21 protein-coding genes, 1 pseudogene and 1 riboswitch are annotated in these 24,849 nt (G+C 44.2%); of the genes and pseudogenes, 14 read left to right on the forward strand and 8 right to left on the reverse strand.

Annotation, left to right across the window (positions count from 1 at the left end; all coding sequences use genetic code 11):
- Positions 1-33: 33 nt before the first annotated feature.
- The gene (deoB, locus tag PWYN_RS09710) at positions 34-1,221 is read right to left on the reverse strand and encodes a phosphopentomutase (RefSeq protein ID WP_036650793.1); all 1,188 of its coding nucleotides are present in this window, start codon (positions 1,219-1,221) and stop codon (positions 34-36) included.
- 49 nt (positions 1,222-1,270) lie between these two features.
- Here deoB and PWYN_RS09715 point away from each other — a divergent pair, with 49 nt between their 5' ends.
- Both PWYN_RS09715 and deoD read left to right on the forward strand, forming a co-directional pair.
- Positions 1,271-1,987, forward strand: coding sequence for a Crp/Fnr family transcriptional regulator (locus PWYN_RS09715; protein WP_036650797.1), 717 nt, complete (start codon positions 1,271-1,273; stop codon positions 1,985-1,987).
- Between the two features lie 183 nt (positions 1,988-2,170).
- The gene (gene deoD, locus PWYN_RS09720; protein ID WP_036650799.1) at positions 2,171-2,875 is read left to right on the forward strand and encodes a purine-nucleoside phosphorylase; all 705 of its coding nucleotides are present in this window, start codon (positions 2,171-2,173) and stop codon (positions 2,873-2,875) included.
- 505 nt (positions 2,876-3,380) lie between these two features.
- Here deoD and PWYN_RS09725 read toward each other — a convergent pair.
- Positions 3,381-3,821 (reverse strand): pyridoxamine 5'-phosphate oxidase family protein, encoded by a 441-nt coding sequence (locus tag PWYN_RS09725; protein ID WP_036650802.1) that lies wholly within the window; start codon positions 3,819-3,821, stop codon positions 3,381-3,383.
- Between the two features lie 152 nt (positions 3,822-3,973).
- Here PWYN_RS09725 and PWYN_RS09730 point away from each other — a divergent pair, with 152 nt between their 5' ends.
- The 9 genes from PWYN_RS09730 to PWYN_RS09770 all read left to right on the forward strand — a co-directional run bounded on the left by PWYN_RS09730 (position 3,974) and on the right by PWYN_RS09770 (position 13,005).
- Entirely contained in the window at positions 3,974-5,185 is a 1,212-nt protein-coding gene (locus PWYN_RS09730; protein WP_036650804.1) for an MFS transporter, read from the forward strand.
- A 73-nt stretch (positions 5,186-5,258) separates the two neighbouring features.
- The gene (locus PWYN_RS09735; protein WP_036650806.1) at positions 5,259-6,701 is read left to right on the forward strand and encodes a hypothetical protein; all 1,443 of its coding nucleotides are present in this window, start codon (positions 5,259-5,261) and stop codon (positions 6,699-6,701) included.
- 28 nt (positions 6,702-6,729) lie between these two features.
- Positions 6,730-6,840: riboswitch (TPP riboswitch) on the forward strand.
- Positions 6,841-7,000: 160 nt separating this feature from the next.
- Positions 7,001-8,041 carry an ABC transporter substrate-binding protein gene (locus PWYN_RS09740; protein ID WP_036653635.1) on the forward strand — a complete coding sequence of 347 codons (1,041 nt, stop codon included), beginning with the start codon at positions 7,001-7,003 and terminating at the stop codon, positions 8,039-8,041.
- Positions 8,042-8,272: 231 nt separating this feature from the next.
- On the forward strand, positions 8,273-8,566 hold the full coding sequence (locus PWYN_RS09745) for a thiamine-binding protein (RefSeq protein WP_036650808.1): 294 nt from the start codon (positions 8,273-8,275) through the stop codon (positions 8,564-8,566).
- A complete protein-coding gene (locus tag PWYN_RS09750) occupies positions 8,563-9,324 on the forward strand; it encodes an ABC transporter permease (RefSeq protein WP_036650810.1) in 762 nt (253 codons plus the stop codon). The genes PWYN_RS09745 and PWYN_RS09750 overlap by 4 nt, the downstream gene beginning before the upstream one ends.
- Before the next feature lie 80 nt (positions 9,325-9,404).
- A complete protein-coding gene (locus tag PWYN_RS09755) occupies positions 9,405-10,187 on the forward strand; it encodes an ABC transporter ATP-binding protein (RefSeq protein WP_240479763.1) in 783 nt (260 codons plus the stop codon).
- A gap of 98 nt (positions 10,188-10,285) precedes the next feature.
- Positions 10,286-11,446 (forward strand): trans-sulfuration enzyme family protein, encoded by a 1,161-nt coding sequence (locus PWYN_RS09760; RefSeq protein WP_036650813.1) that lies wholly within the window; start codon positions 10,286-10,288, stop codon positions 11,444-11,446.
- Positions 11,447-11,548: 102 nt separating this feature from the next.
- Complete coding sequence (locus PWYN_RS09765; protein ID WP_036650815.1) at positions 11,549-12,286, forward strand: glycosyltransferase family 2 protein; 738 nt, start codon at positions 11,549-11,551, stop codon at positions 12,284-12,286.
- A gap of 2 nt (positions 12,287-12,288) precedes the next feature.
- A complete protein-coding gene (locus PWYN_RS09770) occupies positions 12,289-13,005 on the forward strand; it encodes a glycosyltransferase family 2 protein (protein WP_036650818.1) in 717 nt (238 codons plus the stop codon).
- A gap of 9 nt (positions 13,006-13,014) precedes the next feature.
- On the opposite strand, the gene PWYN_RS09775 is transcribed toward PWYN_RS09770, so the two are convergent.
- Both PWYN_RS09775 and PWYN_RS09780 read right to left on the reverse strand, forming a co-directional pair.
- Complete coding sequence (locus tag PWYN_RS09775; protein WP_036650820.1) at positions 13,015-13,578, reverse strand: YdeI/OmpD-associated family protein; 564 nt, start codon at positions 13,576-13,578, stop codon at positions 13,015-13,017.
- Between the two features lie 80 nt (positions 13,579-13,658).
- Positions 13,659-14,123, reverse strand: a complete 465-nt coding sequence (locus tag PWYN_RS09780; protein ID WP_036650822.1) for a VOC family protein — start codon at positions 14,121-14,123, stop codon at positions 13,659-13,661.
- A 118-nt stretch (positions 14,124-14,241) separates the two neighbouring features.
- On the opposite strand from PWYN_RS09780, the gene PWYN_RS09785 reads away from it, so the two are divergent.
- A complete protein-coding gene (locus PWYN_RS09785; protein ID WP_036650825.1) occupies positions 14,242-15,153 on the forward strand; it encodes a helix-turn-helix transcriptional regulator in 912 nt (303 codons plus the stop codon).
- 90 nt (positions 15,154-15,243) lie between these two features.
- Positions 15,244-15,996, forward strand: coding sequence for an SDR family oxidoreductase (locus PWYN_RS09790; protein WP_036650828.1), 753 nt, complete (start codon positions 15,244-15,246; stop codon positions 15,994-15,996).
- Positions 15,997-16,125: 129 nt separating this feature from the next.
- Here PWYN_RS09790 and PWYN_RS30645 read toward each other — a convergent pair.
- The 3 genes and pseudogenes from PWYN_RS30645 to PWYN_RS09805 all read right to left on the reverse strand — a co-directional run bounded on the left by PWYN_RS30645 (position 16,126) and on the right by PWYN_RS09805 (position 19,498).
- Positions 16,126-17,647: pseudogene (locus PWYN_RS30645) on the reverse strand (IS1182 family transposase).
- A 330-nt stretch (positions 17,648-17,977) separates the two neighbouring features.
- Positions 17,978-18,961 carry an effector binding domain-containing protein gene (locus PWYN_RS09800; RefSeq protein WP_036650830.1) on the reverse strand — a complete coding sequence of 328 codons (984 nt, stop codon included), beginning with the start codon at positions 18,959-18,961 and terminating at the stop codon, positions 17,978-17,980.
- Positions 18,962-19,135: 174 nt separating this feature from the next.
- A complete protein-coding gene (locus PWYN_RS09805) occupies positions 19,136-19,498 on the reverse strand; it encodes a helix-turn-helix domain-containing protein (protein ID WP_420805731.1) in 363 nt (120 codons plus the stop codon).
- Positions 19,499-19,615: 117 nt separating this feature from the next.
- Between PWYN_RS09805 and PWYN_RS09810 the strand changes: the two genes are divergently transcribed.
- Positions 19,616-20,254: a nitroreductase family protein gene (locus PWYN_RS09810; protein WP_036650838.1), complete on the forward strand. Its 639-nt coding sequence runs from the start codon at positions 19,616-19,618 to the stop codon at positions 20,252-20,254.
- A gap of 175 nt (positions 20,255-20,429) precedes the next feature.
- Here PWYN_RS09810 and PWYN_RS27995 read toward each other — a convergent pair whose 3' ends face one another.
- Positions 20,430-24,773 (reverse strand): glycosyl hydrolase 53 family protein, encoded by a 4,344-nt coding sequence (locus PWYN_RS27995; protein WP_052087871.1) that lies wholly within the window; start codon positions 24,771-24,773, stop codon positions 20,430-20,432.
- Between the last annotated feature and the right edge of the window lie 76 nt (positions 24,774-24,849).

Here is a 24,849-nt window from a genome sequence, read left to right on the forward strand (position 1 = left end):
CTCTTAATTCCCCCTGATTTTGTGTTGGTCAGCCTATTCATTACCCTTCAAAAGATTTAAAAAACTTTGCCCAATTCCTGTCTTGGCGACATCAAAATTGTCTGCAATCGTAGCAGCTAGATCGGCAAAACTGTTTCTTACCCCGATGGAGACAGTGTTCTTGGAAAGTGAAGGATTGTAGATCAAGATCGGCACATATTCGCGGGTATGATCCGTACCTGGTGCTGTTGGGTCATTCCCATGATCGGCTGTAAGGATCAGCAGGTCCTTTTCTCCAATTTGCTGCATAATTTCAGGTAAATATTGATCAAACTCTTCAAGACAAGCAGCATATCCTCTAGGATCACGGCGATGTCCATATAAAGAGTCAAAGTCAACTAAATTTGTAAAGAGAAACCCTTTAAATGAACGCTTCAACAATTCAATGGTAGTTAGAATGCCATCTAAATTGCTCTTGGTTGGATGGGATTCTTGAATCCCTTTTCCTGTAAAGATGTCATTGATCTTACCTACGGAGATCACATCATAACCTTGGTCATTTAAGTGATTGAGTACGGTATCTCCAAAGGGTTCAAGTGCATAATCGTGCCGATTCGGTGTGCGGGTAAAGGCTCCTGGTTTTCCAATATAGGGTCTTGCAATAACACGTCCAACCATATATGGATCGTACAAAGTTAGTTCCCGAGCGATTTCGCAAGCACGATACAGTTCCTCAAGAGGAATAATCTCTTCATGGGCTGCGATTTGAAGAACACTGTCGGCAGAAGTATAAACAATCCATGCGCCGGTGCGCATTTGCTCTTCACCGTACTCGTCTAAGATGACTGTCCCGGAAGAGGGCTTGTTTCCAATCACCTTTCTGCCCGTCAACTCTTCAAACTTCGCCATAAGCTCTGCAGGAAATCCATTTGGATACACCTGAAAAGGCACGTCCACTTTCAGACCCATCAATTCCCAATGTCCGGTCACGGTGTCTTTACCAACCGAAACCTCATTCATTTTTCCATAGAAGGCTTGAGGCTTATCCAACGCTGGGATAGCTGAAAGTGGCGCAATGTTGCCTAAGCCAAGTGCGGTAAGATTTGGCAGCTTGATCTCGGGCACTTGCTGGCATATGTGGCCTAGTGTGTGGCTTCCCACGTCACCAAAGTTGGCTGCATCAGGTAACTCGCCAATGCCAACACTATCAAGTACAATGACACTAATACGTTCGAAATTCATATTGTTACTGCCTCCAGTCTAAAGACTTAAAATGAAAGGATCGACACTAATGATTACTAACATCTCTGACATTACGATCTTCTCTGATCTTCCTGAGGATGCACTGCTGCGTATCGTACCCTTACTAAAGGAACGTCAATTTAAAAAGAACCACGTCCTCATGTTTGAAAATGATCTAAGTGAAGAGGTTTACTTAATTCGCTCAGGGATGGTGAAAGTGTATCGCATTAGCGATGATCGAGAAATTGTTCTTAGTATCGCTACGGCAGGTGATATTTTTGGTGAAGCTGAAGCTTTATCCAATGACATTCATCGAATTTCTTCGGTTGAAGCTTTGGAGAATGTTTCAGCTTGGCAACTTGGCAAGCAGGATTTTCTTCATATTGTGGAACAATATCCTTCTGTTCTACGAAAGGCTTATACCATCCTTATTGAGCGAATTCGTGTACTCAATCGTTTAATTCGCTATTTGTCGTTTTATGATGTTCGAACAAAGACAGCGAATTTAATCATGGATCTGTATTTTAACTTTGGGAAGCAGAGTGATAACGGTTACAAAATAGATTTAAAGATTAATCAATCTTTGCTGGCTAATATGCTCGGAGTCACTAGAGAGTCCATATCTAAGACCCTAAACGACTTTCAAACCGAGGGAATTCTCAACATACAGGAAAAATATTTTTATATCTTAGATAAGAGCAAACTCGAATCGATTTGTAACAAATCGGAAGAGGTTCAAGAACTCCGAAAATGGAATAACCAATAGACATGTCGTGCACTAAATATAACAATGTAAGCGTTTTATTTCAGTTAACGCCTTAACGATTATTTTGTTAACCAGTTCACAAAAGTGCGGTTAACCCATTAACAGAACGCAGATTTATATTGTGATATGATTTTGTTGTAATCGTTTTCTTGAGGAATAAATAACATTATTGGAGGCAATGACATGAGTACTCATATTGAAGCTAAAGCTGGGGAAATTGCAGAATCTGTTCTACTGCCCGGCGATCCATTACGTGCAAAGTATATTGCAGAAACTTTTCTGGAAGGCGCCGTCTGCTACAATAATGTACGTGGCATGCTCGGTTATACAGGCACTTATAAAGGAACCCGCGTATCGATTCAAGGCACAGGAATGGGTATGCCTTCAGCATCGATTTATATCCATGAATTAATTAACAATTATGGAGCACAAAATTTGGTTCGTATCGGAACTTGTGGTGCCATCCAATCGGATGTGAAAATTCGAGATGTTATTATTGGACAAGCGGCTGCGACGGATTCGGCCATCATTCGTAACAACTTCCCAGGATACGATTTCCCGCAGATTGGAAACTTCGATCTAATTAAGAAGTCATACGAAATAGGAACTGCTAAAGGCCTTCATCTTCACGTAGGAAATGTATTGTCATCTGATATTTTCTACACAGAAGATAATACAATTGTGACTAAGCTGGGCAAACATGGCGTATTAGCTGTAGAAATGGAAACAGCAGTACTTTATTACCTAGCTGCGAAATTTGGTGTAAGAGGCTTGTCTCTCTTAACGGTGAGTGACCATCTCATCACAGGCGAGCAAACCACTGCGCTTGAAAGACAAACCACGTTTAATGACATGATCGAGGTTGCTTTGGAAACGGTGACGGGGTAGAGTTCAGGCATAACCTTTTGTACTTCAAAGCGAATAAATAAAATCTGGACGGACAGCAATTATAGCAACGATCCGTTCGCGGAGTGCCCTTATAAGCACAACCATCTATCCGACTCCAAAAACGAGGGGTGTCCTAAGTAGCCATTTCATGGCTTATGGGACACCCCTCGTGGCATTCGCTGCCGCTCTTCCAACTCCATTGCATAAAGCTATTGTCAGAACCATTTAGATGTACTTTGTACAATTAAAATTGGGTGATTTGAGCGAGGAAGTGGTTTAGTTGCACTTTCTGCAGTTATATATCTACAATATGGTCATATAGGTCTTGAAGATAGTTTTTAGTTGCAGAAAGTGCAATTAAAGATCATCCTAAGTGGATTTCAAGGTAAATAGGTGTATAAAGTACACTTAAACTAACATCTTAAACGAATTAATTAGTCTTCACAAAAATGAGGCTGTCCCAGTAGCCATTTGCATGGCTTTTGGGACAGCCTCTTCTCTCTTGTTATTTACCTGTATTTACAGCCTGCTTTTCCCATACCCCATTCTCTTTATTCTTACCCGTATACTCCATACGGGTAGGTGACAGCTCAAGAATTACATAGTTAGGATCATCCGGTCCTTCGAACCATTTCTCCAGCTCTTTGCTCCACACCTTGGAACGCAAGCTCTCATCTTTTGTCACTTCTACCGTAGCTTCAATTTCTAATAGGTCCTTGCTACCACCCTCCTCAAAGCCGAGCAATAGACAAGCATGGGGGTTATCCTTCAGTTCTACAACCTTATGCGTCTTTCGGCTGGTAGCCAAGTAGATTTTCAATCCGTCATGAAATACTGCCATGTACCGCACTTTCGGTTTGTTGCCAAATTCAATGGTCCCCAAGGAACCATACTTGTTGTCATCCAGCGCCTTGATGATCTTCTTCTCAAGCTCTTGATTGTCCATGCTCGAAATAGCTCCCTTCAACGTGTAGATATAAAATTATATATCCACATTCACATTTTGGATTTATCATAAATACGGTATTCATATTTGGTACCCGCCTGAGCCGTAATGAATCGGTCCGGTCCATAAACTACCCTACAAGGAGCTTCCTCATGAAAAAACTGATTTGGATTGGCTGTCTTTCCTATTTCGTTATCGGATTGGCTCATGTTGTACTCGGTTCTATACTTCCCGTATTGCTAAAATCTTATGATCAAAATTACAGTGCCGGCGGCCAGCTGATTTTCAGCCAATTCTCCGGCTTTCTCGTAGGTGTTCTGGTCTCACCGCTTCTCAATCGACGCTTTGGGAAACGCGGGAGCATCCTAATTGCTACAGGATTGTTACTGGTGGCTCAAGTAGCCTACTTTTCCCTTCCCCCTTGGGGCTGGATGTATGTGATCGCTATGGCCGCAGGTTTTGGCTTCGGTATGATTGAAGCTGTGATCGGTACGATCATTATTGCAGCCATTACCGAAGGAACTGCCGTCGCCATGAGCCGTCTTGAGGTTTTATTCGGTGTCGGTGCACTCGTTATGCCCCTGATCGCCAGTCCGCTCATTGCCGCAGGCTGGTGGAGATTATCCTTCCTTATTGTGGCAGGCTTCACTCTGGTTTCGCTCCTATTTTGGGGAAGGGGCCATTTCGGCAGCTTGCAATCGGTGCTTGATGATCGGGCTCCGCGCCGTGACAAGACGAAGGAACCTTCAGATAAACCCAACAAACCGCTACCCTACTCTGGAAAACAATGGGGCATCCTTGGACTGTTCATTGTATTTTTCTTTCTGTATGTAGGTACTGAAATGAGTCTGGTCAATTTCATGCCGGCGATCTTTATTGCCAAGCTTGGCATGAGTGAATCCTCCGCAGCGCTGACCGTAACCTTCTTCTGGTTAGCTATGTCGACAGGTAGATTATTTGCCGGCATCCTTGCGGAGAAAATTTCTTACCGTGTTTACGTTCTGGGCAGTTGCTTTCTCACCCTTCTGCTTCTTATAGCGTTCCCGTTTGCGGATCACCGCTTTGGAGCATTCGCTGTAATCCTGCTTCTTGGGCTGTTTATGTCCGGCATTTTCTCCATAGCTCTAGTGTTCTCCAGCAAACTGCTGCCGGGTGCCGAGGAGACAACCCCAAGTATTATGATTGCTGCCGGAGGTATTGGCGGCGCTTTACTGCCACTGCTAATGGGCTGGGCCATGGATCATCTGGAGGTAGCTAAAGTGGCAGGTCTCCTTGCTGCTTTTGCGGCTGTGTTGTTTCTGCTTAGCCTTGCCGCTTGGAAAGTCCGCATAGAACAACCCGACCGCAAGAGCCAAGTCCACTGAGTATGATCAATGAGCCGCTTTTAGGGTAATTTAAGATTATATTTATATCTTAAGTAAAAATGGGGAATAGACCATGGACTTGCTGTCACCCGATCCTGTTGTAGAAAAAGCTCTTCTGCAATTTATATTTCCGTTCTCCATCAAGCAAGGTGAGTCCCAAGAGCTTGAGCAACAACTGGTGAGAGATGGCTTCACACGCTTTTATCTCGATAAAAGTGAGCTTGAGGATGCCTACTACGGAGAAGGCTACTGTGTATCCCACAAAAACATGGAACGGGTCTATCTGCCTTTTGCCGCCCATGTATTGTTCCCAAAGAAGGAAGACAAGGATTCCTTCCATCGCTTTTCCCGGGTGAATGGACTGGATTGCCTACTGGAAATGCCGCTGAACAATCTTCCTTTTCGGATATTATCCACGGATGTATTCCTCTGTCCCTTTCAGTTGGGTTTCGTAACGATTCGAGTTGATCTTGGCTCCCAGAAGCTCCCGTTCAGTCGGGCCCTGGAGTTTGCAGACCGATTCCGTACATTGGAGGATGTGTCCAAGAAGGATTCCCATACACACATTCATCATAATGGCCGCGTGTTCGAACAGGTGGGAGATTTCGTGTTCAGTGAGCTGGTGCCCGGTCTTCGTTCTTGTCTGGATTCCTCGGAGCTGAGCGGAGCCTACTTTGAGACCTTGCCTTATTTCGTAGATGAGCGGATGCTTGTACAAGCCTTTTACCAATTTGAAGAAGATGCCGAGATTGATATCCACCTCCGGTATAGAGCCTCTCAACTGGATGGTATCAATCTCAAAGGACAACCTCATAAGAGTGCCAGTGATCCTACCTACATCGACAATTATTGCAGCACCCATTCCTATAACCGATGGGGACCCAACACTTATTACATGACCAACGAGCAAACCTTCTGCTGTCTTACGCGGGAGGGATCAGATATCTCCACCAATCTTGCCAACGAGATGTACGGGGAATATTATTATGGACTGTTATTGAGTGTTTTCCACAAAATCGTATTGCTCAAGCTGGCAAATATGCATTCGCGGCTGCGGATCGATAACGATTATGAGCAAATTGAGAATCTGATCTATTCCATTAACCGCTTCTCGGCTAAATTTTATTTCCTGGAGCTTATTTCGCAATCACAGGGGCGGGAAATCTTTTTACAGATGCGGAAGGTATATGGCAATGACGCTTTATTCGTAGAAGTAAAACAGACACTGGATGACCTGTTTCAGTATCAGGATAAGTTTCAGTCCAAACGGCGGGATAATCTTCTTATGATTCTTACGGTATATACTGTTATCAGCGGAATCTATGGTATGAATCAGGTCATTGAAGATCTAAAGGGTCAGATTAAGTGGAGTAAAATGCTGGAGTATTCTCCTTTTGAATACCTGGCCTTATTTTTAGCGATGACCGGTATTGTAGTAAGTCTCTCGCTTACCGTGCGGGCATTGTGGGGAAGAATTCAGGATCGCCGCAAGAAAAGGTTTCATCTTGAAGATTAATCGTCTATAATACACCGTAACCCGCTAACTTTATAAGCAGGGGTGCTGGAATTGGCCGGCTGAGATTGTATCCCATAAGATACTGACCCTTATACCTGATCTGGATAATGCCAGCGTAGGAAACGCCATAAGTCTTGGTTCCTGTAACCATAACTAATTCAAGCGCCTGCCGCGTCCCGATCTTCGGGGCGCTTTTTTGGTATTTCGGATTGTTCAATTTGTACGGTGAGACGGGAATAGATCAGGAGATGTCAGGCTTAGCCTTACGTTTCCGCACATTCAAAGGAGAGAAACAGAAAATGGGAGTCAAAAAAGTACTAATGTTGTGCCTTACCTGCATGCTGGTTATTGCTATTGCCGGATGCGGCAGTACTAACGGAAACACGGGTGCTGCCCCGGAAGCAACTACTGCTGCAGCTACAGATGCACCCAAGACACTCACTAAAATTAAGGTTGCCCTCGACTGGACGCCGAATACCAATCATACCGGACTTTATGCAGCCAAGGATCTTGGCTATTATACTGAGGAAGGTCTGGATGTAGAGATCGTGCAGCCGGGCGCTGCAGGCGCGGATACCATGGTTGCCTCCGGCGAAGCAGCTTTTGGAATTAGCGCTCAAGAGGCTTTAACATTGGCTCGCCTTCAAGGAGTGCCACTGGTCTCCATTGCTGCCATCATTCAGCATAATACATCCGGTTTTGCAGCTCCGAAGGACCGCAATATCAAGACCCCTAAAGATTTCGAGGGCAAAACCTATGGAGGCTGGGGCTCTCCTGCCGAGGAAGCAGCCATGAAAGCGATTATGGATCCTGATGGCGGCGATGTTAAGAAAGTAAAAATTGTCAATATTGGTGAAGCCGATTATTTCACAGCTGTTAAACGTGATATTGATTTTGCCTGGATATTCTATGCTTGGACAGGGATTGAAGCTGAACTGCGCGGAGAGCCGCTGGATATGCAGTATCTGAAGGACTACGCACCGCAACTAGATTATTACACCCCTGTGCTTACCACAAGTGAGAAAGCGATTGCCGAGAATCCGGAACTGGTGAAGGCATTCTTGAAGGCTACGTCGAAAGGATATCAATATGCCATCGACAAACCGGAAGAAGCTGCTGCCATTCTAACCAAAGCTGTACCTGACTTAGATGCCAAGCTGGTTCTTGCCAGTCAGAAATGGCTCAGCCCGAAATATACGGAAGATGCTGCCCGCTGGGGTGAGCAAAAGGCTGAAGTGTGGAAAAACTACGCAGACTGGATGTATGGTCTAAAGCTGCTGGATAAACCACTGGATACTACCAAAGCATTTACAAATGACTTTTTGCCGGACGGGCAGTAAAATCTTACAATAAAATAAACAATAGGAAAGTAGGAACGAAGGGGGATTTTGGAACTGTAGGAGCGTTAGCGACCGCCTTTGTCTCCGGATTTACACCGCTAGTAGGCGGAACAAAATCAAATAAATCTGGAGACAACAGCGGCCGGAAGTCCAACATTCACCGTAGTGACGACCGACCCTTTTTGCGAAATATTTAGTTTATTTTACTTCAAACTGAAAGGATGATTTCACATGGCAAATACCCTATTAAGCATTCAAGTGATCCCAAAAACTCCGAACAATGAGGATTCCATCCCGTATGTGGACAAGGCTATCGAAGTTATTCAGCAATCCGGTGTTAAGCATCAGGTGAATCCGCTGGATACGACCATGGAAGGGGAACTGACAGAGCTGCTCGAGATCGTCCGCCAGATGCATGAAGCGTTGGTTGCGGCAGGCAGCCCAAGCGTGATTTCGCAGATCAAGATCGCTCATAACCCGAACGGAATCAGCATGGATAAACTGACGGAGAAATATCGGCCGTGAGATCAACCTGGAAGCAAATATGGCCGCCACTTGTGGCGGTCGTCTTCTTTTTAGCCGTATGGCAGCTGTCCGTGTCACTCTTCCATATTGAAGCGTGGATTCTACCGAGTCCGACAGATATCGCCCGGGAGTCTACCAGCAACGCTGCAGGAATTGGGGAACATACGGTTGCAACGCTTCGCCTTACTTTGATCGGCTTTCCCATAGGAACGGCGGTAGGGCTGATAGTTGCTTTATTGCTGCACCTGCTGCCTTGGGCCAAACGTGCTTTGTATCCACTGCTTATCCTGAGTCAGAATGTCCCTTCCATCGCACTTGCACCGCTGCTCGTCATCTGGTTTGGCTTTGGCCTGCTGCCGAAGATTGTCCTCATTACCTTAGTTTGTTTCTTTCCTATTGCTGTTGCTACGATGGGTGGACTCTCCCAAAGTGACCGAATGATGATGAACTATATGAAAATGGCGGGTGCAAGCAAGTGGCAGATATTCACCAAGTTGGAGCTCCCTTCATCCTTGCCTTCACTATTCTCCGGTTTGAAAATATCCGCCACCTATGCCGTTATGGGGGCCGTGGTCGCAGAGTGGATCGGTGCGGATAAAGGCATCGGGTATTATATGCTCTTGCAAAAATCAGCCTATCGTACAGACCGGGTGTTCGTCGCTATTGCGATCATCGTACTGCTCAGTCTGGTGCTGTTCGCAATTATTGCGCTACTGGAGAAATGGCTTGTACGCTGGAAACCTCGCCGCAATTCATAGAAAGGAAGGTGTGTCCGATGTCCGATGTGACGCAGATTCCCCACAGAAATATTGAGAAATCAGATTCTACACTTAATCGCATGACACCTCCTGCTCTTGAAGTTAGCGGCATCTCCAAATCCTTCTCTCACCGCCGCCGCGAGACGGAAGTACTCCATAAGGTTTCACTCCAAGTGGAGCCGCAGGAATTTGTATCTATTGTCGGCCCTTCAGGCTGCGGAAAAAGCACCTTATTCCATATTATCGGCGGTCTGGAGTCGCCCGATGCCGGAACCATAAGCATGAACGGAAAAATTGTTACAGGACAGCGCGGAAAGATCAGCTATATGCCGCAACAGCCTGCCCTATTTCCTTGGCGAACCATCGAGGATAACGTACTTCTCGCCAGTGAGATTACGGGAGAGATCCGGGATCAGGCTCGGGAGGAAGCCCGGCATTGGCTTGCCAAAGTCGGATTAACCGGGTTCGAACGGTCTTACCCGCATATGCTGTCCGGTGGAATGCAGCAACGGGCCGCCTTCCTTCGCGCACTATTGGCCCCGCAAGAACTGATGCTGCTAGATGAACCGTTCAGTGCGCTGGATGCGCTCACCCGCAGTGAAATGCAGCGGTGGCTGCTGGAATTGTGGGAGGAGAATCGCCGCTCCGTATTATTCATCACGCATAATATTGAAGAAGCGCTGCTTCTCTCCAACCGGATATATGTCTTTTCCGGACGTCCCGGCTCCATATTGCACACCATAGATATCCCCTTCCCGCGTCCGCGCCGTGAAGAGATTACCGATTCTCCTGAATTTATCAGGTTGAAGCGGCAGCTGTCCCAGTGGATGCGCGAGGAGCAGGCCAAAAGGGCGCTGACCTAAATCCCCCTTAAGTGATGCAATACACAGAATATTTACGGACCCGGTAGAGGAAACTATATCAATATCCGTAAAAAATCTTCTGAACGGGGTGATCCAACATGGGGTATACCGAAGATGAACTAATCTGTTATCAATTTGAGGATAAAGAGCACCGTTTTCTCAGGGCTGCTGCTCCCCCCATATACGAGACTGCCCCCTTTTTTTTCGATACCTACGAAGAGTATGCCGAAGCAGCCAACCATGAGAAAGAGCATTATGTATATTGGCGGGGAACCAATCCGACCGTTCAGATCGCGGAAAAAATGCTTGCCGCGCTTGAAGGGGGAGACGCCTGTAAATGCTTCGCCTCGGGTATGGCTGCCGTTAGTGCGGCGTTAATGTGCAGTTTGTCTTCAGGTGATCATTTGATTCTTATTGGTCATGTTTATGAATCATCCATTGCCCTCGTCAAGTACCTAGCCAAGTTCAATGTGCAGCATACGATTGTTCATTCCATGGAAATTGAACAGGTTCAGGCGGCCGTAAAGAAGAATACGAAGGCCATTCTTATGGAATCACCAACCTCTTTTATCTTCGAAGTCGTTAATATAACTGCCGTTACGGAGTTGGCAAAAGCAAATGGTATTCGTACCCTTATGGATAACTCTTGGGGTACCCCACTGTATCTGAAACCCTTAGCGTTTGGTGTAGATATCGTTGTACACTCCGCATCCAAGTATCTGGGGGGTCATAATGATCTAGTCGGCGGAGCTGTTATTGCTTCCAATGAGATTATCGACCGGATGTATTTGGAGGAATATGAGCTGATGGGTGCTTCGTTAGCGCCTTTTGAGGCTTGGCTGTTAATTCGGGGTCTTCGGACGCTCCCCCTTCGCATGGAGGTGCACCAGCGGAATGGTCTGGAGGTTGCCCGTTATTTGTCAGAGCATCCTGCCGTCTCCAAAGTAAACCACCCCGGGCTGCTCTCCCATCCCCACTATGAATTGGCCCGCAAGCAGCTAAAAGGATATTCCGGATTATTCAGCTTTGAATTGAGAGATGCCGCCTATGAGGAAATTCGTTCTACGCTCAATAAACTCCGTATGATCCGAATTGGTGTATCCTGGGGCGCTATGGAAAGCCAGATTATCTCCCCTAATTACGGCTATAATCAAGCCGATTTAAAAGACCAACATATCCCCGAGTCTCTGATCCGCCTTGCCGTAGGCCTTGAACCCCCAGCTTTGTTAATTGAGGATTTGGAGACCGCTTTAAGCTGAAATTCCGCGTGTACAAGTAGTGGATTTGCCGTGACCCTATCCTATCTAAAACATATTGTAGTATGAGACTTTCACAAAAAACTCATATGAGGGGTTGGTTAAATGAATGCTGCACCCAATAATTCAGCAGCCCTACAAGGTGTATCCATTATCACTTGTACGAATCGTCAAAACTATTTAGTCAACCTGTTTGAGAATTACAGCAGACAACGTTACGCGAAGAAAGAACTCATCATCATTATCAATAACAACAAAATCCCGCTGTTACCCTACCAAAAATTAGCTAAAAAATATAAAAATATAAAAATATTTCGCAAACCTGAGCATCATTCTCTTGGGGCATGTCTAAATTACGCCGTAAAGAAAACCAAATACAGCTATATCGCCAAATTTGATGACGACGATTATTACGCTCCCAACTATTTGACTGGTAGCTTGCAATCCTTTAAAAGAACAAACGCAGATATTATCGGAAAAAGGGCTCATTATATGTATTTACGCGGATCAAAGACGCTTATCCTACGTTTTCCACAGGATGAGAATCAATTCGTTGCTAGACTTCCGGGTGCTACACTTATCATTAAACGAGATGTATTTAACCATGTTGGATTTCCTAATCAAAATGTGGGCGAAGACGATCTTTTTTGCCTTAGAAGTAAGAAGAAGGGGTACAAGGTATATTCTGCAGATAAACATAATTTTGTCGCTATACGTAGGAAAAACTCTTCAAAACATACTTGGATTATCAGCGATAAGAACCTAATCACCAACCATAAAGTAGTGCCTAATGTTAAAAATTATAAGAAATTTGTGCAGAAAAGGTCAAAGGGCGTTCATTGAATATGAAAACAGCCCCCTATTCTACCCAGAATGCTATTTCTATTGTCACTTGTACGAAAAGGTTGGATTGCCTAAATACACTATTCGAAAATTATCAAAGACAGAATTACAAGAATAAAGAGCTTATTATCATTCTTAATAAGAACAGCTTGAAAATGAGCGATTATATTACCGCAGCCAAAAAGTATCCCAACGTAAGGATTTATAGAATGCCTGAAAAGGCTTCACTCGGGCGCTGCTTAAATTATGGGGTGCAGTTATCGACTTACAGCTACATTGCAAAATTTGACGATGATGATTACTATTCGACGAATTATTTAACCGACAGTATGCGTACCCTTCGTAAGACGAACGCTGATATCGTTGGAAAACGGGCCCATTATATGAGTCTATCCGATAAAAAACTACTTTTGCTCCGTTATAGCAGCATGGAAAATAAATATGTTTCTATCCTCCAAGGAGCGACCCTCCTAGTCCGTAAGCACGTATTCAATCAGATCTCTTTTCCCAATCGAAACAGGGGTGAATGCGTCAAGTTTTGCTCCGATTGCATAGCACATGGCTTTAAAATTTTCTCTGGAAGTAGATACAACTTCGCTGCGATCCGCAGAAAAAACTCTAAAGACCACACCTGGATCGTTAGCTACAAAAAACTCCTAACAAAGAATGTTAAAGTACTAAAGATGGAAAATTTCAAGAAGTTTGTAAGTCGGGGATGAGTATGCTGCTTATAGTAGACGTCCATTATCGTTCCATTGACCATACATTTTGTTTTCTCTCGTGTTTGTTATGAATTTGTCTAATCTGCTCTTAAATAATTCCGGCTGATTCCTAGTGCTTAGTATCGTATCGATCCGAACTCTTTTATAAAGATCTGGAAATGCCATGAAATTCTCATATACTTGCTTTTCCTCTTTTAGACGTTGCTCTATAACTCTATCTATTTTAAAAGAATCGGGATTCATATCAGGAAGAACCATTCTTCCTTCGTCTCTCATGAACCCCAACTTTTCGAGGCGGCGGACACGTTCTTTATTTAATTCAGTCCATGAACTTTTTTTACTTCTAGGAGATAGTCTCTGAGCCAGCCCCGTTTCAGAAATTTTCTTTTTGACTCCATCGATCCATCCAAAGCACAAAGCTTCCTCGACCACGTCCAAATATAACAACATATCAGGGGTGGTCGTCATACTAAGCAAGACCCAGCAAAACTTTTCAGTCTTGCCATTTTTCTGCAGCCAAATCCTTAAATCTTCTCTCGATTGTACTGGAATTAAATTTTCAATTTCCATAAAAAAACACATTCTCCTTTCTGAACATATAGGTTATGCAAAAAATGGCCTTTAATTGCAAGACCATTTTTATGAAAGAATTACTGTTTGTTGGTAATGACCCTATCAAGGAACTTTTCAGCATCACTATTAAACTTCCAAACAATGCCAAATTTATCAACCAACATTCCGAAGCAAGAAGACCAAGGCATCTCTGATAACGGCATGATAACATATCCACCTACAGACAAATTAGAAAAATAATTTTCCAGTGTCTGTTTATCATCAATAACGATACAAATCATCATATTGTTGCCTTTAATCCATTCACCCGTTACCCTCTTCATCGAAGGTAGAATATCCGACATCATTATTTTTCCACCAGCGAATTCTAACGATGACTCCATAATCATATTCAATTCATTTTCTGGCAAAGGGTAGTTTGGATCTTGTGTAAAATCCTTAAATTTCACTTTTTTCACTTTACTTGAATTCAGTGCTTCTGAATAAAACTCAATGACCTGCTCTGTGTTTCCATCAAAATTTAAATATGCCACAACTGACATGAAAAAACCTCCTTTTTGTTATACATGAAGTATAAGCTATAATAGGTGACAGCTTATTTGTCACCTATTATAGCTTTTTTAAAAAAATAATATCTTCATGCCTAACCGGAGGGACGATATGAATAAAATAGAAAGATTAATATCTATAGTAATGATCTTGCTTCAAAAGAATGTTGTTTCAACAACCGAGTTCTCACAATTATTTAACGTATCTAAAAGAACGATTCTACGTGATATGGAGACCCTCAGTTTTTCTAATATACCCATTTATTCTAAAAATGGAGTTTACGGCGGCTACGGAATTATGGATGAATACAAATTAGACAAACGACTTTTAAGCAGTAAAGACTTAGAAAATATCTTAACAGCACTGAGTGGATTGGGACAAATTCTATTTAGTGATGAAGTAGAACTAACTCTTAAAAAAATTGAAGCGATGATAGGCTCAGCATCCTGGAATGGTTCAATTCACCTCTCATTTTATGATTGGGAGGGTCGGTCTGAGATTCATCAAATTCTGAAGATATGTCAAGAATCAATATTGAAGAGAAAGTTAATTTCATTTGATTATATTGATAAAAGTGGTATTAAAACGAATAGAATTGTCGAGCCCTATCAACTTCATTTTAGCCAAACGAGTTGGTATTTGAAGGGATTCTGTATACATCGTCAGAGATATAGAACATTTAAATTATCTAGGATCGATAGTCTTAGTATGGATGAAAAGACATTTAACCCTAGAGATTATTTATTAGAACAAGAAGATGAAGCAAGTTATCAACCGCAACTAGTCGCTATTAAGGTGTTGATTTCACCTAGTATTAAAGATCAATTCATTGAACGGTACGGTCGAAAAAGTATTGAAACCTATAGTTCTGAATATTTCCTAGCAACAATCGATGTTCCTCAAAACAGTATTGGATTTCAATTTTTAGCCGGTTTCGGTACAAATCTTGAAATCGTAGAGCCCAAAACATATGTTGAAGAATTTCGAAATTATTTAAATAAAATGATGGAGATATACTCTTAAAATTGGGATAGAAGAATATAAAGCTAAACTTAAAACCATTGACGAGGGATTGGTAAGTTTGGAGCAGTTATTGCAAAAGGGGGAATAATTATGAAAACCATTTTTATCACGGGTGCTTCATCGGGCATTGGGAGAGCCAATGTAAAACATTTTGCTGAAAGAGGATGGAACGTAGTAGCCACTATGCGTTCACCTGAACAAGAAACTGAATTTATCACACTTGATAATGTGTTGGTACTACGGATTGATGTTCTTCTCAATAATGCTGGATATGGAACCATGGGTCTTATAGAAGTAGCTACGGATGAGCAGATTAGAAGACAGTTTGAAGTGAACGTTTTTGGTCTTATCCGTATGACTAAAGCCATGTTACCGCACTTTAGATCTAATCAAGATGGTATGCTGATCAACATCTCATCTATGGGAGGGAAAGTGACCTTTCCTACGATGTCTCTGTATCATTCATCTAAATTCGCGGTAGAAGGTTTTTCTGAATCAGTGTCTTATGAATTAGCATCACAAAACATCAAAGTAAAATTGATTGAACCAGGTGCTATTAATACGGACTTTGGCGGACGATCGATGGAGTTCTTTTTTAATGATGCATTAGAAGAGTATAAGCCGTTTACTACTGCATTTTTGGGTAGACTGGGTGAGATGGAGAAACAGCCATCATATGCTTCGCCCCCAGAGATTGTTGCCCAAATCATATATCAAGCGGCAACAGACGGTACAAGTCAATTCCGCTATGTAGTCGGAGAAGATGCAAAGATGCCCATTCATATGAAAGAAAACACGAACGAAGAAGAGTATCTAACGAATATAGCTCAGCATTTTTCTTGAAAAGAGAAAATTTGAAATCAGGCAGGGCAAAATTTAAAGGGGCTGTCCCATAAGTAGATTTTTACGAGCGGAGAAAGACCCTCTTCATTTTCAAAATCGCAAAAAGTCAACAGAGCAGCGATTCTCCTGTTATTGGAGGATCGCTGCTCTGCGTCTTTGGTCATTTGCAGCTTGCTTCAGTAGATTGTGGGCAAGGGAAAGCCACCCGACTTCAAGCGTCACTTTTTCCATGCCGCGAAGCAGAAACCGCCGGAAGCCCCGGTTATTCTTCAGTTGTCCAAACACACTTTCTGGTTCTGTCATTCGACGTACAGCCAAAGCGTAGCCTTCCTCGCTTTGCAAGATTGCCCGAGCTTGCTTCTGGTACCGCAGTCGTTCCAGACTTACAACCACTTCCCGATTTCCTGTTGCCTTTGTACAGCGTTCCTTCAGCGGGCAACCGTCGCAACTTAAGCTGCGGTAATGACGTTTTCCAATTTCATATCCACTCTCCAAGAGCTCCTTACTTTCCTTGCGGAAATGCAGCGTTTGTCCGGTGGGGCATATCCACGTATCTTTGGCTTTGTCATAGGTCCAGTTCTCAATCTTTCCGACATTCTCTTTCCATGCTTTGCTCTTTTCTTTATGGTAGCTGCCGTATTTCACTACCGCCTGAATCTCTTCCTTTTCCAGATAGGCGTAGTTTTCTTCACTGCCGTAGCCTGCATCCGCAACTAACGTCCCAGGAAGTTTTCCTAGGATCTGCCTTGCCTTTTCCAGGTGCGGCTGTAAACAACGGGTATCGGTAGGTCTTGGGTGTAGGCTGTAGGCCAAAATAAATTGGTTTTCCGTTCCAATCTGGTCTTCCTTCATCCGCATGAAGGTCGCGTCCGGGTCGGTCTTGCTAAAGCTGTTCCGGTCGCCAAGCAGTATTTGGTACTGCTCATACTTCAGTAGCCTAGGCAGCAAATCCTTGCGAATCTTCCGAACGGCTTTTTTTAGGGGTTTGTCTTTGGGTTTTTCCAATAGCTGGGCTTCAAGCCTCTGCGCTGCTAGTTCGAGTTTTCTCGCTGTTCCACTCAGAAGACTCCCCGAGTTCAAGGAGGTTGTTTCCGTGGTGCTCGCGTTCTTCTTGGTCTTCTGCCGCTTCAATGCTCGCGAACAGGGCGTGTACCTTCTCCTGTAATTTCAATTTGTTCTTGTTGACCGCTTTGCCCCACACAAAGGTGTAGCGATTGGCATTCGCCTCGATTTTGGTTCCGTCCACAAAGTAATGCTCCAGCGAAACGTATTTTTCGTCAGACAAAAACTGAAGCACGGCGGTAAATACCGTTTCAAGGACGTCCTTCATTCGCTGGGAACGGAAGCGATTAAGAGTGCGGAAGTCGGGTCGCTGCCGTCCGGCCAGCCACATAAAGGGAATATTCTCCCGTACCGCTTTGGCAATTTGGCGAGACGAATAGATTTGCTGGGTGTACGCGTAGATAATATCTTTGGTGAGCATTTTAGGGTGGTAGCTGTCGCGGCCGCCGCCAGGATAGGCAGCGTCAAAGATGGTGTCGTCCAGCCGATTGACGGCTGCGTTCACGACACGAACGAGGTGATTTTAGGGTATGTCTTCTTCCAGATCCATTGGCAAGCAAAGTTGGTCCATGGTATATTGAATGTACAAAGAAATCGCTCCTTTTGAATGGTTGGGTGGTACCTCCATTTTACCAAAAGGGCGATTTCTTTTTGTGATTTTAAAGAAGATTGTAGAAACTTTTTCTGCTCAAAGCAGCGGAGAGGACGGACTGATTGCGGAAAAGCGGTAGCGGTCGCCTTGGTCTCCGGATTTTTACCGCTAAGGGAAATAAATAAAATCTGGAGAGCACAGCGATTGGAGCAACGGTCCGTTCGCGGAGCGTCCACACCACGTACACAAGTCAATCCGACTCAAAAACAGCGGGGCGGTCCCAAGCAGCCATTTCATGGCTTATGGGACAGCCCCTTATTTGTTCCCTTACGATTCCTTTAACTGGATTGGGAATAGCAAATCAAGTTGATGTTCATCGCTCTCCGGCCAATTGTGATGGCAATGATAGACGTAGTTTAAATGTTCTTCTAATAATCCACCCATATTTTCTCCATGGTCATTCAATGTATTGGCTTCATACTTCGCATTATCCTGACATACCCAGTCCGATAACAACTTCCACTCATGGAAATTCCCTAAGGTAATCGTATGTGCTGCATACAAACCGCCGGCAACCCGCTTCTTCACGAGAGGGGCAGGAACATCCAAATCGTCAGGGATCGTGACCCATAGCTCATACCCATAATGGGGTCTATCCGGAGAAGGGCTCGGGTGGTTAAACCCAAATACACGGGCTTCCGGCTTGATGCTGTATAGACCGATCTTCTGCATAAATTCTGCCAACCACTCTCCAGCATGCTCCTCGGGGTTTTCACCAATATAGTGACTTGCCGCTACCGTGCAGGGCGGAACATGCACAATTCTCACATTTTCAAGCGTCACTGCTTTCTCTGCTGCCTTGTTCAAATCAGTCATTGACTTTTCCTCCTTTAAATCAAATTGAGATAAGGAGGATAAAGACTCTATTAGAGTTTCATCAGACAAAAGATCAGCGTTAATTTCAAGCACGTGATTTTTTTCCAATCCTTCAATAAGCCTCGATAGAATTCCTTTGATCGTCTCCAATGACTCAATCTTACTATTTAAATCTTTTACCTTCTCTTTAAAAATATCTACTGCTGTTACTGCATCTTCATTCTCAAGGATGACAGCAATTTGTTTCAAGGGAATACTTAATTTCCTTAAAATCATGATTTGCTGCAGACGTTGAAGAGAAAATTGATCGTAAGTTCTATACGCATAACCTTCTTTTTTTGTACTGCCTATAAGCCCTAGCTGCTCATAATATCGAAGTGTTCGGGTCGTTACTTGGAATAACCTTGATACTTCGCTGATGGTTACCAAATCCACATTTATCCCCCTTTCCTTAATCGAAGTTTAAAGTACGCCGCGACGTCAAAGTCAATATACTGACTTCATATTAATTAGAGATTGACCAAAACTACAACGGAAGTTAGAAACATCATCTACATAAAGGGGTAAGTTTCCGCAATGGGGGACCTCAATACTTGTTTAGATTAGTCCTTAACATTTTGTTTGAAAATTCGCTTTTCCTTCCAAGGTTGCATGCAAGAATTTTTTCGACTTTCTCAATCGCTTCTGGATTGCTTCAATTTCTTTGATTTTTTGTTCAACTATTTTTTTCTTTACCTCGTATGATGAATTAAGTTGTTGATTTACTAGTAAACCTAACTCTTCTACAGAAAAGCCCACGGATAAAAGTGCCTTCACATCTTCTAGAAATTCAACAATTTCTTCTGAGTAAATACGATAATTATTTACATCTCTTTTAACAAATGTGTCCGGAATTAGGCTTTTACGTTCATAGAATCTCAATGTTGATATTGGCAGACCCGTTAATTTTGAAACATCATTTATTCTCATCATATGGCCTCTCTTTATTTATTTGCTATAAACCTCAGTTTATAGTTCATAATGCGAATATGATAACGAACGACATAAACAATGTCAAAAAAATCCTATGTTATCAAAAGGAGAGATTCTATGTTTAACCATATTCTAAATAACGATTTCGCCAGTATAGTCAAGGGACGACGTTCTGTGCGTAATTATGATGAGAACATTAAAATATCGAAAGAAGAGATAAGCGAAATCATTTCGGAAGCCAGTTTGGCTCCGTCCTCTGCAAATATGCAGCCTTGGCGTGTAATTGTGGTTGATACTCCGGAAGGAAAAGAGAAACTGAGACCTCTTGTACGTTTCAATACATTACAAAACGATACTTCATCTGCCATGTTATTAATTTTTGGTGATACCCAAAGCTATTTATATGTTGAAGAAATTTACAATACCGCCGTGGAACAAGGAAAAATGTCAGCTGAAGTACGAGATAGTCAACTCGAAACCATTCTATCGATATATCCAACTCTACCAAAAGAAATGAAAGTTGAAGTTGCAAAGGTCGATAGCAGCCTTTTTGCAATGCAGTTAATGTTAGTAGCTCGTGCACATGGGTATGATACGAATCCAATGGCAGGCTTTGAAGTTGACCAGGTAGCAAAAGCCTTTGATTTAGATGAAGAACGCTATGCTCCAGTAATGATTATTTCAATAGGAAAAGCCAAGGAGGACGGATATGAATCCGTTCGATTAAGTTCTGACAAGATTACATTTTGGAGATAACCACGTACCCGTAATCTATGTATATACTGTTTTACTAACTTTAATAATAAGAGCAGCAGCCGCGGTTTTCCGAAAAAAACATACCCCTACGCACTCCCCCTTTATCAAACAATAGGGCACCATAATCGGCGCCCTATTGTTTGATATATTTAATTCCTTCTTCCTATCCCTCTAACTATTTCAGCATTCTCCAAATAATCTGGGCCGCTTCGGCCCGGGTAACCTTAGCCTTGGGAACAAAATATCCTGCTTCTCTTCCGCTCATCCATCCGAGCTCGGATACGCTTTGCACGTAAGGTTTGGCCCAAGCCGATGCTAGATCCGCGTCTATAAACGTTGAGGACTCCCCTTGGTTCCCAGTCCCTGTGGAATTCTTCAGGCTAGTGACCGCCAGAACGGTGATTTTCGCCATTTCCTCGCGGGTGATCGGGCGGTTAGGCTCAAATCTGTTAGCCTCTCTGCCTTGGATGATTCCAAGATCGGTGGCAGCTGCAACAGCTCCGGCATACCAAGCATCCTCGGATACATCTGTGAACTTTGAATGGGTGGTTGTAGCTTCGAGCTTCAAAGCTCTCACTAACATGGCTACGTATTCGGCGCGGGTAACCTCACGGCTAGGCTCGAAAGTATTAGTTCCAACACCGGAAATGAGAAGTCTTCCAGCCAATTGCCCGATAGCATCACTTGCCCAATGAGTCGCTGGAACATCCGAGAAGGATTTCTGAACCTCCAGCAAAGCGTATTTGCTGAAGTGGCTAATCTTAGCCGTTATGAAATTACCTTCCTGCTGGCCACCAATGTACTGCACGCTGCCGTTATCAGCGATATAGAAGATCCCTATCGGCCCAGTAACCGCAGGAACTGGTTTCATAATTCGTATCTTGATAGGCTCGTTGAACTTATTCAAGTTAATCGTCTTACCGCTCGTGGTTGTGATAGACAACCCGAAATCATATAGAGACCCAATTACGCGAACCGCTGCATTCGCAGACTTTTCAACTTGAGCAATCCGTTTTGTGCTTTCTGCATCCGTGAGCGACTTCATCGTCAGGGAGATGGATACCGGTTGATCTCCCGCGGCAAGCCCCTTAGTCAGTTGTTCAAAAAGAGACGCCGGAATATCAAGCATCAAGGCTCCTGCCTTCAGCTGTAGTGGAGCTCCAGCTAGAAGTTCTGCAACATTCGCAGGAAGCTTGATTTCGGTAGCAGTTACTGGAACATTAACGACCGTTTTACCCCCAAGAAGTTGATCGGCCTGAAGGGTCACAACAGAAGATTGCCCTGGCACTGTATCCGTAGGTGTTGTATTCGTCGGTGTTGTATTCGTCGGTGCTGTATTTGTTGGTACGTCCGGAGTTATCGGATCAGCCGGAGTCGTTACAGAAACAGACGGTCCGGTAGAGGTCCAGATCGCTCCATCGAGGCTGGTTTCCACTTTGAACGTATAGGCTGTGTTTGGCAGCAGATTCGACACCGTGTAGGTGGCTCCCGTCACACTCGTCAGCAGCTTTCCGTCTTTGTAGATTTTGTAGCCGCTCACGGGGTCCGTTTCAGATACTCCTGACCATGCGAGCTTAATGCTTCGCGCACTGAGGTCTGAAGCAGTCAATGACTTCGAGCTCTCCCACTGAGGAACCTGAACTTGCTTATAAAATTCAAAGCTGTCAATCCAGCCCCAAATCCCATCCGAGGTAGCAGGAGCGTCCACACTCAGCCCAATGGTCGCCTGTCCGTTCGTCACATTAATATTTCCAAGTGTTCCTTCGTTCCACTGCTGCCAACCTGAGTTGACGATATTGCCGCTGGTCAGCTTATCATCGCCATAATTTTCTGCGAATAAGTGTATTCCGTTCTCACCGCCGCCTCCAGATACCTTCACCTTAAGCACATAAGTGCCATTGGAAAGACCCGTGAGCGCCTGCGACAAGATGAATTGATACGCGGAGTTGCTCCAATAGTTGACTGCTTTGTTTCCGGCATAGGCATTGCCGGCATCTGACTTAAAGCTTGCCACGCCGGTGGTCCCAGCAAGAGTCCATCCCGTTGAGGAAACGCTGCTCTCGAAGCTCGGATTGATCGCAATGTTTTTATAGGATGTCACCGTTACGGTAACCTTGACTGTTTTCCCCACACCTTCGACCTGACCTGTCAGCTCGAAGCTGCCAATCCGACTTAGGTCCTCCTGCTCTATCTCCTGCCATTCAACAGGCACTTGTTTTACACTGCCCTCATTAAAGAGCACATCAACGGTCTTCGGGAGCAGGGTTTTGACATTAACCACCGATTCATTGACAGCCACTGTGATGCCTGCTGGATCTTTTGTTATCAAAGCTGCTAGTTCGGCAAGATCTCCAGGCTGGAATTTGAAGGCATCCAGTGATGCTAGAGCATTGCCCTCAAAGTCAAACATCGCCTGATTGTTCCAACTGCTGCCTTCCCCGGTCTTCCATCCGGCTTGGTAATGGCCCTCTGCATCCTTAGGAACAGGAATCCAAGCGGGTTCCCAATAGAAGACTCCCACACCTTTACCATTCGGGACATTCGCTACCGTATTCATAACGGTTGTGACTAATTGGGCTTGCCCTTCAACCGTTGCTGGAAACCCTGCTTCTGCGGCTTCACTCTCTGTGAAGCTGTCTGGAAAACCATCGCCATCTCCCAGTCTAGAGCCGTAAGAGGTTTCGGCAACAAGCACTTCTTTGCCATAACGCGCAGCCATATCGTTCAAATTGTTCTTCAGATTATTAAAAGGACCATGCCAATACGCATAATAAGAGGCCCCTATGACATCGTAATTCACATTCCGGTCCCTCATTGCATCGAAGAAGCTTCTGAACGCGCTATTGTTGCCGCCTTCGGCCAGATGCAGCATAATTTTAACTTCATGATTTGTCGGAGTCGTGTCACGAACGGCTTGAATTCCTTTTTTCAACAAGGACGACAGCTTATCATAATCACTATTCGAACCGTCCGGCAGAAGCATTCCAGGATTGATTTCATTCCCGATTTGCACCATATCCGGATACGCATTCTCTTCCTTCAGTTCATTCATAACATCCGTTGTATAATCGTATACGGCCTGCTGTAACTCGTTAAAGCTAAGATCCTTCCACGCCGCAGGTTTTACCTGTTTACCCGGATCTGTCCAGAAATCAGAATAGTGGAAGTCGAGCAGCAGCTTCATTCCCTTTGCTTTTACTCGCTTAGCCAATGCAACGACATGAGCTTTATCGTTATAACCATCGACCTCCAGTGGATTATTCCATATCCGAACACGAATGTAGTTGACACCGTGATCCTGCAAAATGTCCAAGAGATCCTTCTCTACCCCTTGGTCATAGTATCTACCACCCGCATCTTCGACCGCCTGCAACGAAGAGATATCCGCTCCTTTTATGAACGGCTCAGCCGGAACGGCAGGCGTCTCCACATTTACTGAAGGCCCTGTGGTACTCCAAAGTGATGCTGCATTCCCTGCCTCTACCCTATAGGTATAGGCTGTTCCGGGAGACAGGCCCGTTAACTGGTAAGTCGCTCCTGTAACCGTTGCTTTAAGGGATCCATTCTCGTAGATCTGATAATGGGTAACCCCTACCTCATCCTGTGCGTCAGACCATGCTAACATCACTCCCCGTGAGGTCAGTTGTGATGCCGTAAGCGATTTACCTTCCTGCCAACTTGGTACATTGCCCGAAGCAACCTCTACGGTTGTGACTTCAACCGAAGGTCCGTCCGTGCTTACCACATCAGTTCCATTCTCGGCTTCAACTTTAAATGTATATTGGGTATTCGGGGCTAGACCGGACACCACGTAAGAAGTTCCTGTAGTTGAAGCCTGAAACACACCGTTCTTGAAAACTCGGTATCCTGTAACTTGCGTCGAAGCCTCTACACCGGACCAGTCTAAAGTCGCTCCCGTTGCCGAAACATTAGAAGTTGTTAATGCTTTAGCTTGACTCCAAACTGGAACCTTGTAAAACTCTATATCATCAAAGTAGCCCCATGTACCTGCGGGAGCATCCACTTCGAAACCGATGATTGCCTCACCTCCGGTAACTTGGATTCCCGAGACTGTATACTGGCTCCACTTATCCCAGCCGGTATTTGTGATGACAGACTGCTTCTTGTCACCGCCGTATCCGCTTACAAATAGCTTCGCTGCATTCTCTCCGCCCCCGCCGGAAGCCCATGCTTTCAGAACATATTCACCGTCAGGTAGATTCTTAATACTCTGTGACAAAGAAAACTGGTAAGCGCTTGCGTAATAGTAATTCAAAGATTTGGTTCCACTATGAATATTTCCACCTCCACTCCCAATGGCCCAAACACCCTTTACTCCTGTATTGCCTGAATAATCCCATCCGGTTAGAGAATCACCGCTCATTTCAAAGCCTGGATTGACTACCAGGTTAACTGGTGCTGAAGCGTACGCCTTATTCGGCGAGCCCATTGATAGTCCTGCAACCGCTACCATTATAAATGCCATTAAAGCAGACAAAGTCCGTCGGAACCTCTTCATTACGTCTTAACCTCCCCAAATGTTCTATGTTATTTGCCTTACAGGTTCATTCTAGGTAAGGGCCGATGGGAATTAT

The sequence above is a fragment of the Paenibacillus wynnii genome (assembly GCF_000757885.1).
GTDB classification, from domain to species: domain Bacteria; phylum Bacillota; class Bacilli; order Paenibacillales; family Paenibacillaceae; genus Paenibacillus_AQ; species Paenibacillus_AQ wynnii.

Coding starts and splice junctions, on each gene's coding strand:
- PWYN_RS09780 (WP_036650822.1), bottom strand. CDS start 14,123: ATGTCAGTTGTGGCATATTTAAATTTTGATGGAAACACAGAGCAGGTC.
- deoB (WP_036650793.1), bottom strand. CDS start 1,221: ATGAATTTCGAACGTATTAGTGTCATTGTACTTGATAGTGTTGGCATT.
- PWYN_RS09805 (WP_420805731.1), bottom strand. CDS start 19,498: ATGATGAGAATAAATGATGTTTCAAAATTAACGGGTCTGCCAATATCA.
- PWYN_RS09775 (WP_036650820.1), bottom strand. CDS start 13,578: ATGGAAATTGAAAATTTAATTCCAGTACAATCGAGAGAAGATTTAAGG.
- PWYN_RS09730 (WP_036650804.1), top strand. CDS start 3,974: ATGAAAAAACTGATTTGGATTGGCTGTCTTTCCTATTTCGTTATCGGA.
- PWYN_RS09765 (WP_036650815.1), top strand. CDS start 11,549: ATGAATGCTGCACCCAATAATTCAGCAGCCCTACAAGGTGTATCCATT.
- PWYN_RS09770 (WP_036650818.1), top strand. CDS start 12,289: ATGAAAACAGCCCCCTATTCTACCCAGAATGCTATTTCTATTGTCACT.
- PWYN_RS09735 (WP_036650806.1), top strand. CDS start 5,259: ATGGACTTGCTGTCACCCGATCCTGTTGTAGAAAAAGCTCTTCTGCAA.
- PWYN_RS09785 (WP_036650825.1), top strand. CDS start 14,242: ATGAATAAAATAGAAAGATTAATATCTATAGTAATGATCTTGCTTCAA.
- PWYN_RS09790 (WP_036650828.1), top strand. CDS start 15,244: ATGAAAACCATTTTTATCACGGGTGCTTCATCGGGCATTGGGAGAGCC.
- PWYN_RS09725 (WP_036650802.1), bottom strand. CDS start 3,821: ATGGACAATCAAGAGCTTGAGAAGAAGATCATCAAGGCGCTGGATGAC.
- PWYN_RS09715 (WP_036650797.1), top strand. CDS start 1,271: ATGATTACTAACATCTCTGACATTACGATCTTCTCTGATCTTCCTGAG.
- PWYN_RS09740 (WP_036653635.1), top strand. CDS start 7,001: ATGGGAGTCAAAAAAGTACTAATGTTGTGCCTTACCTGCATGCTGGTT.
- deoD (WP_036650799.1), top strand. CDS start 2,171: ATGAGTACTCATATTGAAGCTAAAGCTGGGGAAATTGCAGAATCTGTT.
- PWYN_RS09810 (WP_036650838.1), top strand. CDS start 19,616: ATGTTTAACCATATTCTAAATAACGATTTCGCCAGTATAGTCAAGGGA.
- PWYN_RS09755 (WP_240479763.1), top strand. CDS start 9,405: ATGACACCTCCTGCTCTTGAAGTTAGCGGCATCTCCAAATCCTTCTCT.
- PWYN_RS09760 (WP_036650813.1), top strand. CDS start 10,286: ATGGGGTATACCGAAGATGAACTAATCTGTTATCAATTTGAGGATAAA.
- PWYN_RS27995 (WP_052087871.1), bottom strand. CDS start 24,773: ATGAAGAGGTTCCGACGGACTTTGTCTGCTTTAATGGCATTTATAATG.
- PWYN_RS09745 (WP_036650808.1), top strand. CDS start 8,273: ATGGCAAATACCCTATTAAGCATTCAAGTGATCCCAAAAACTCCGAAC.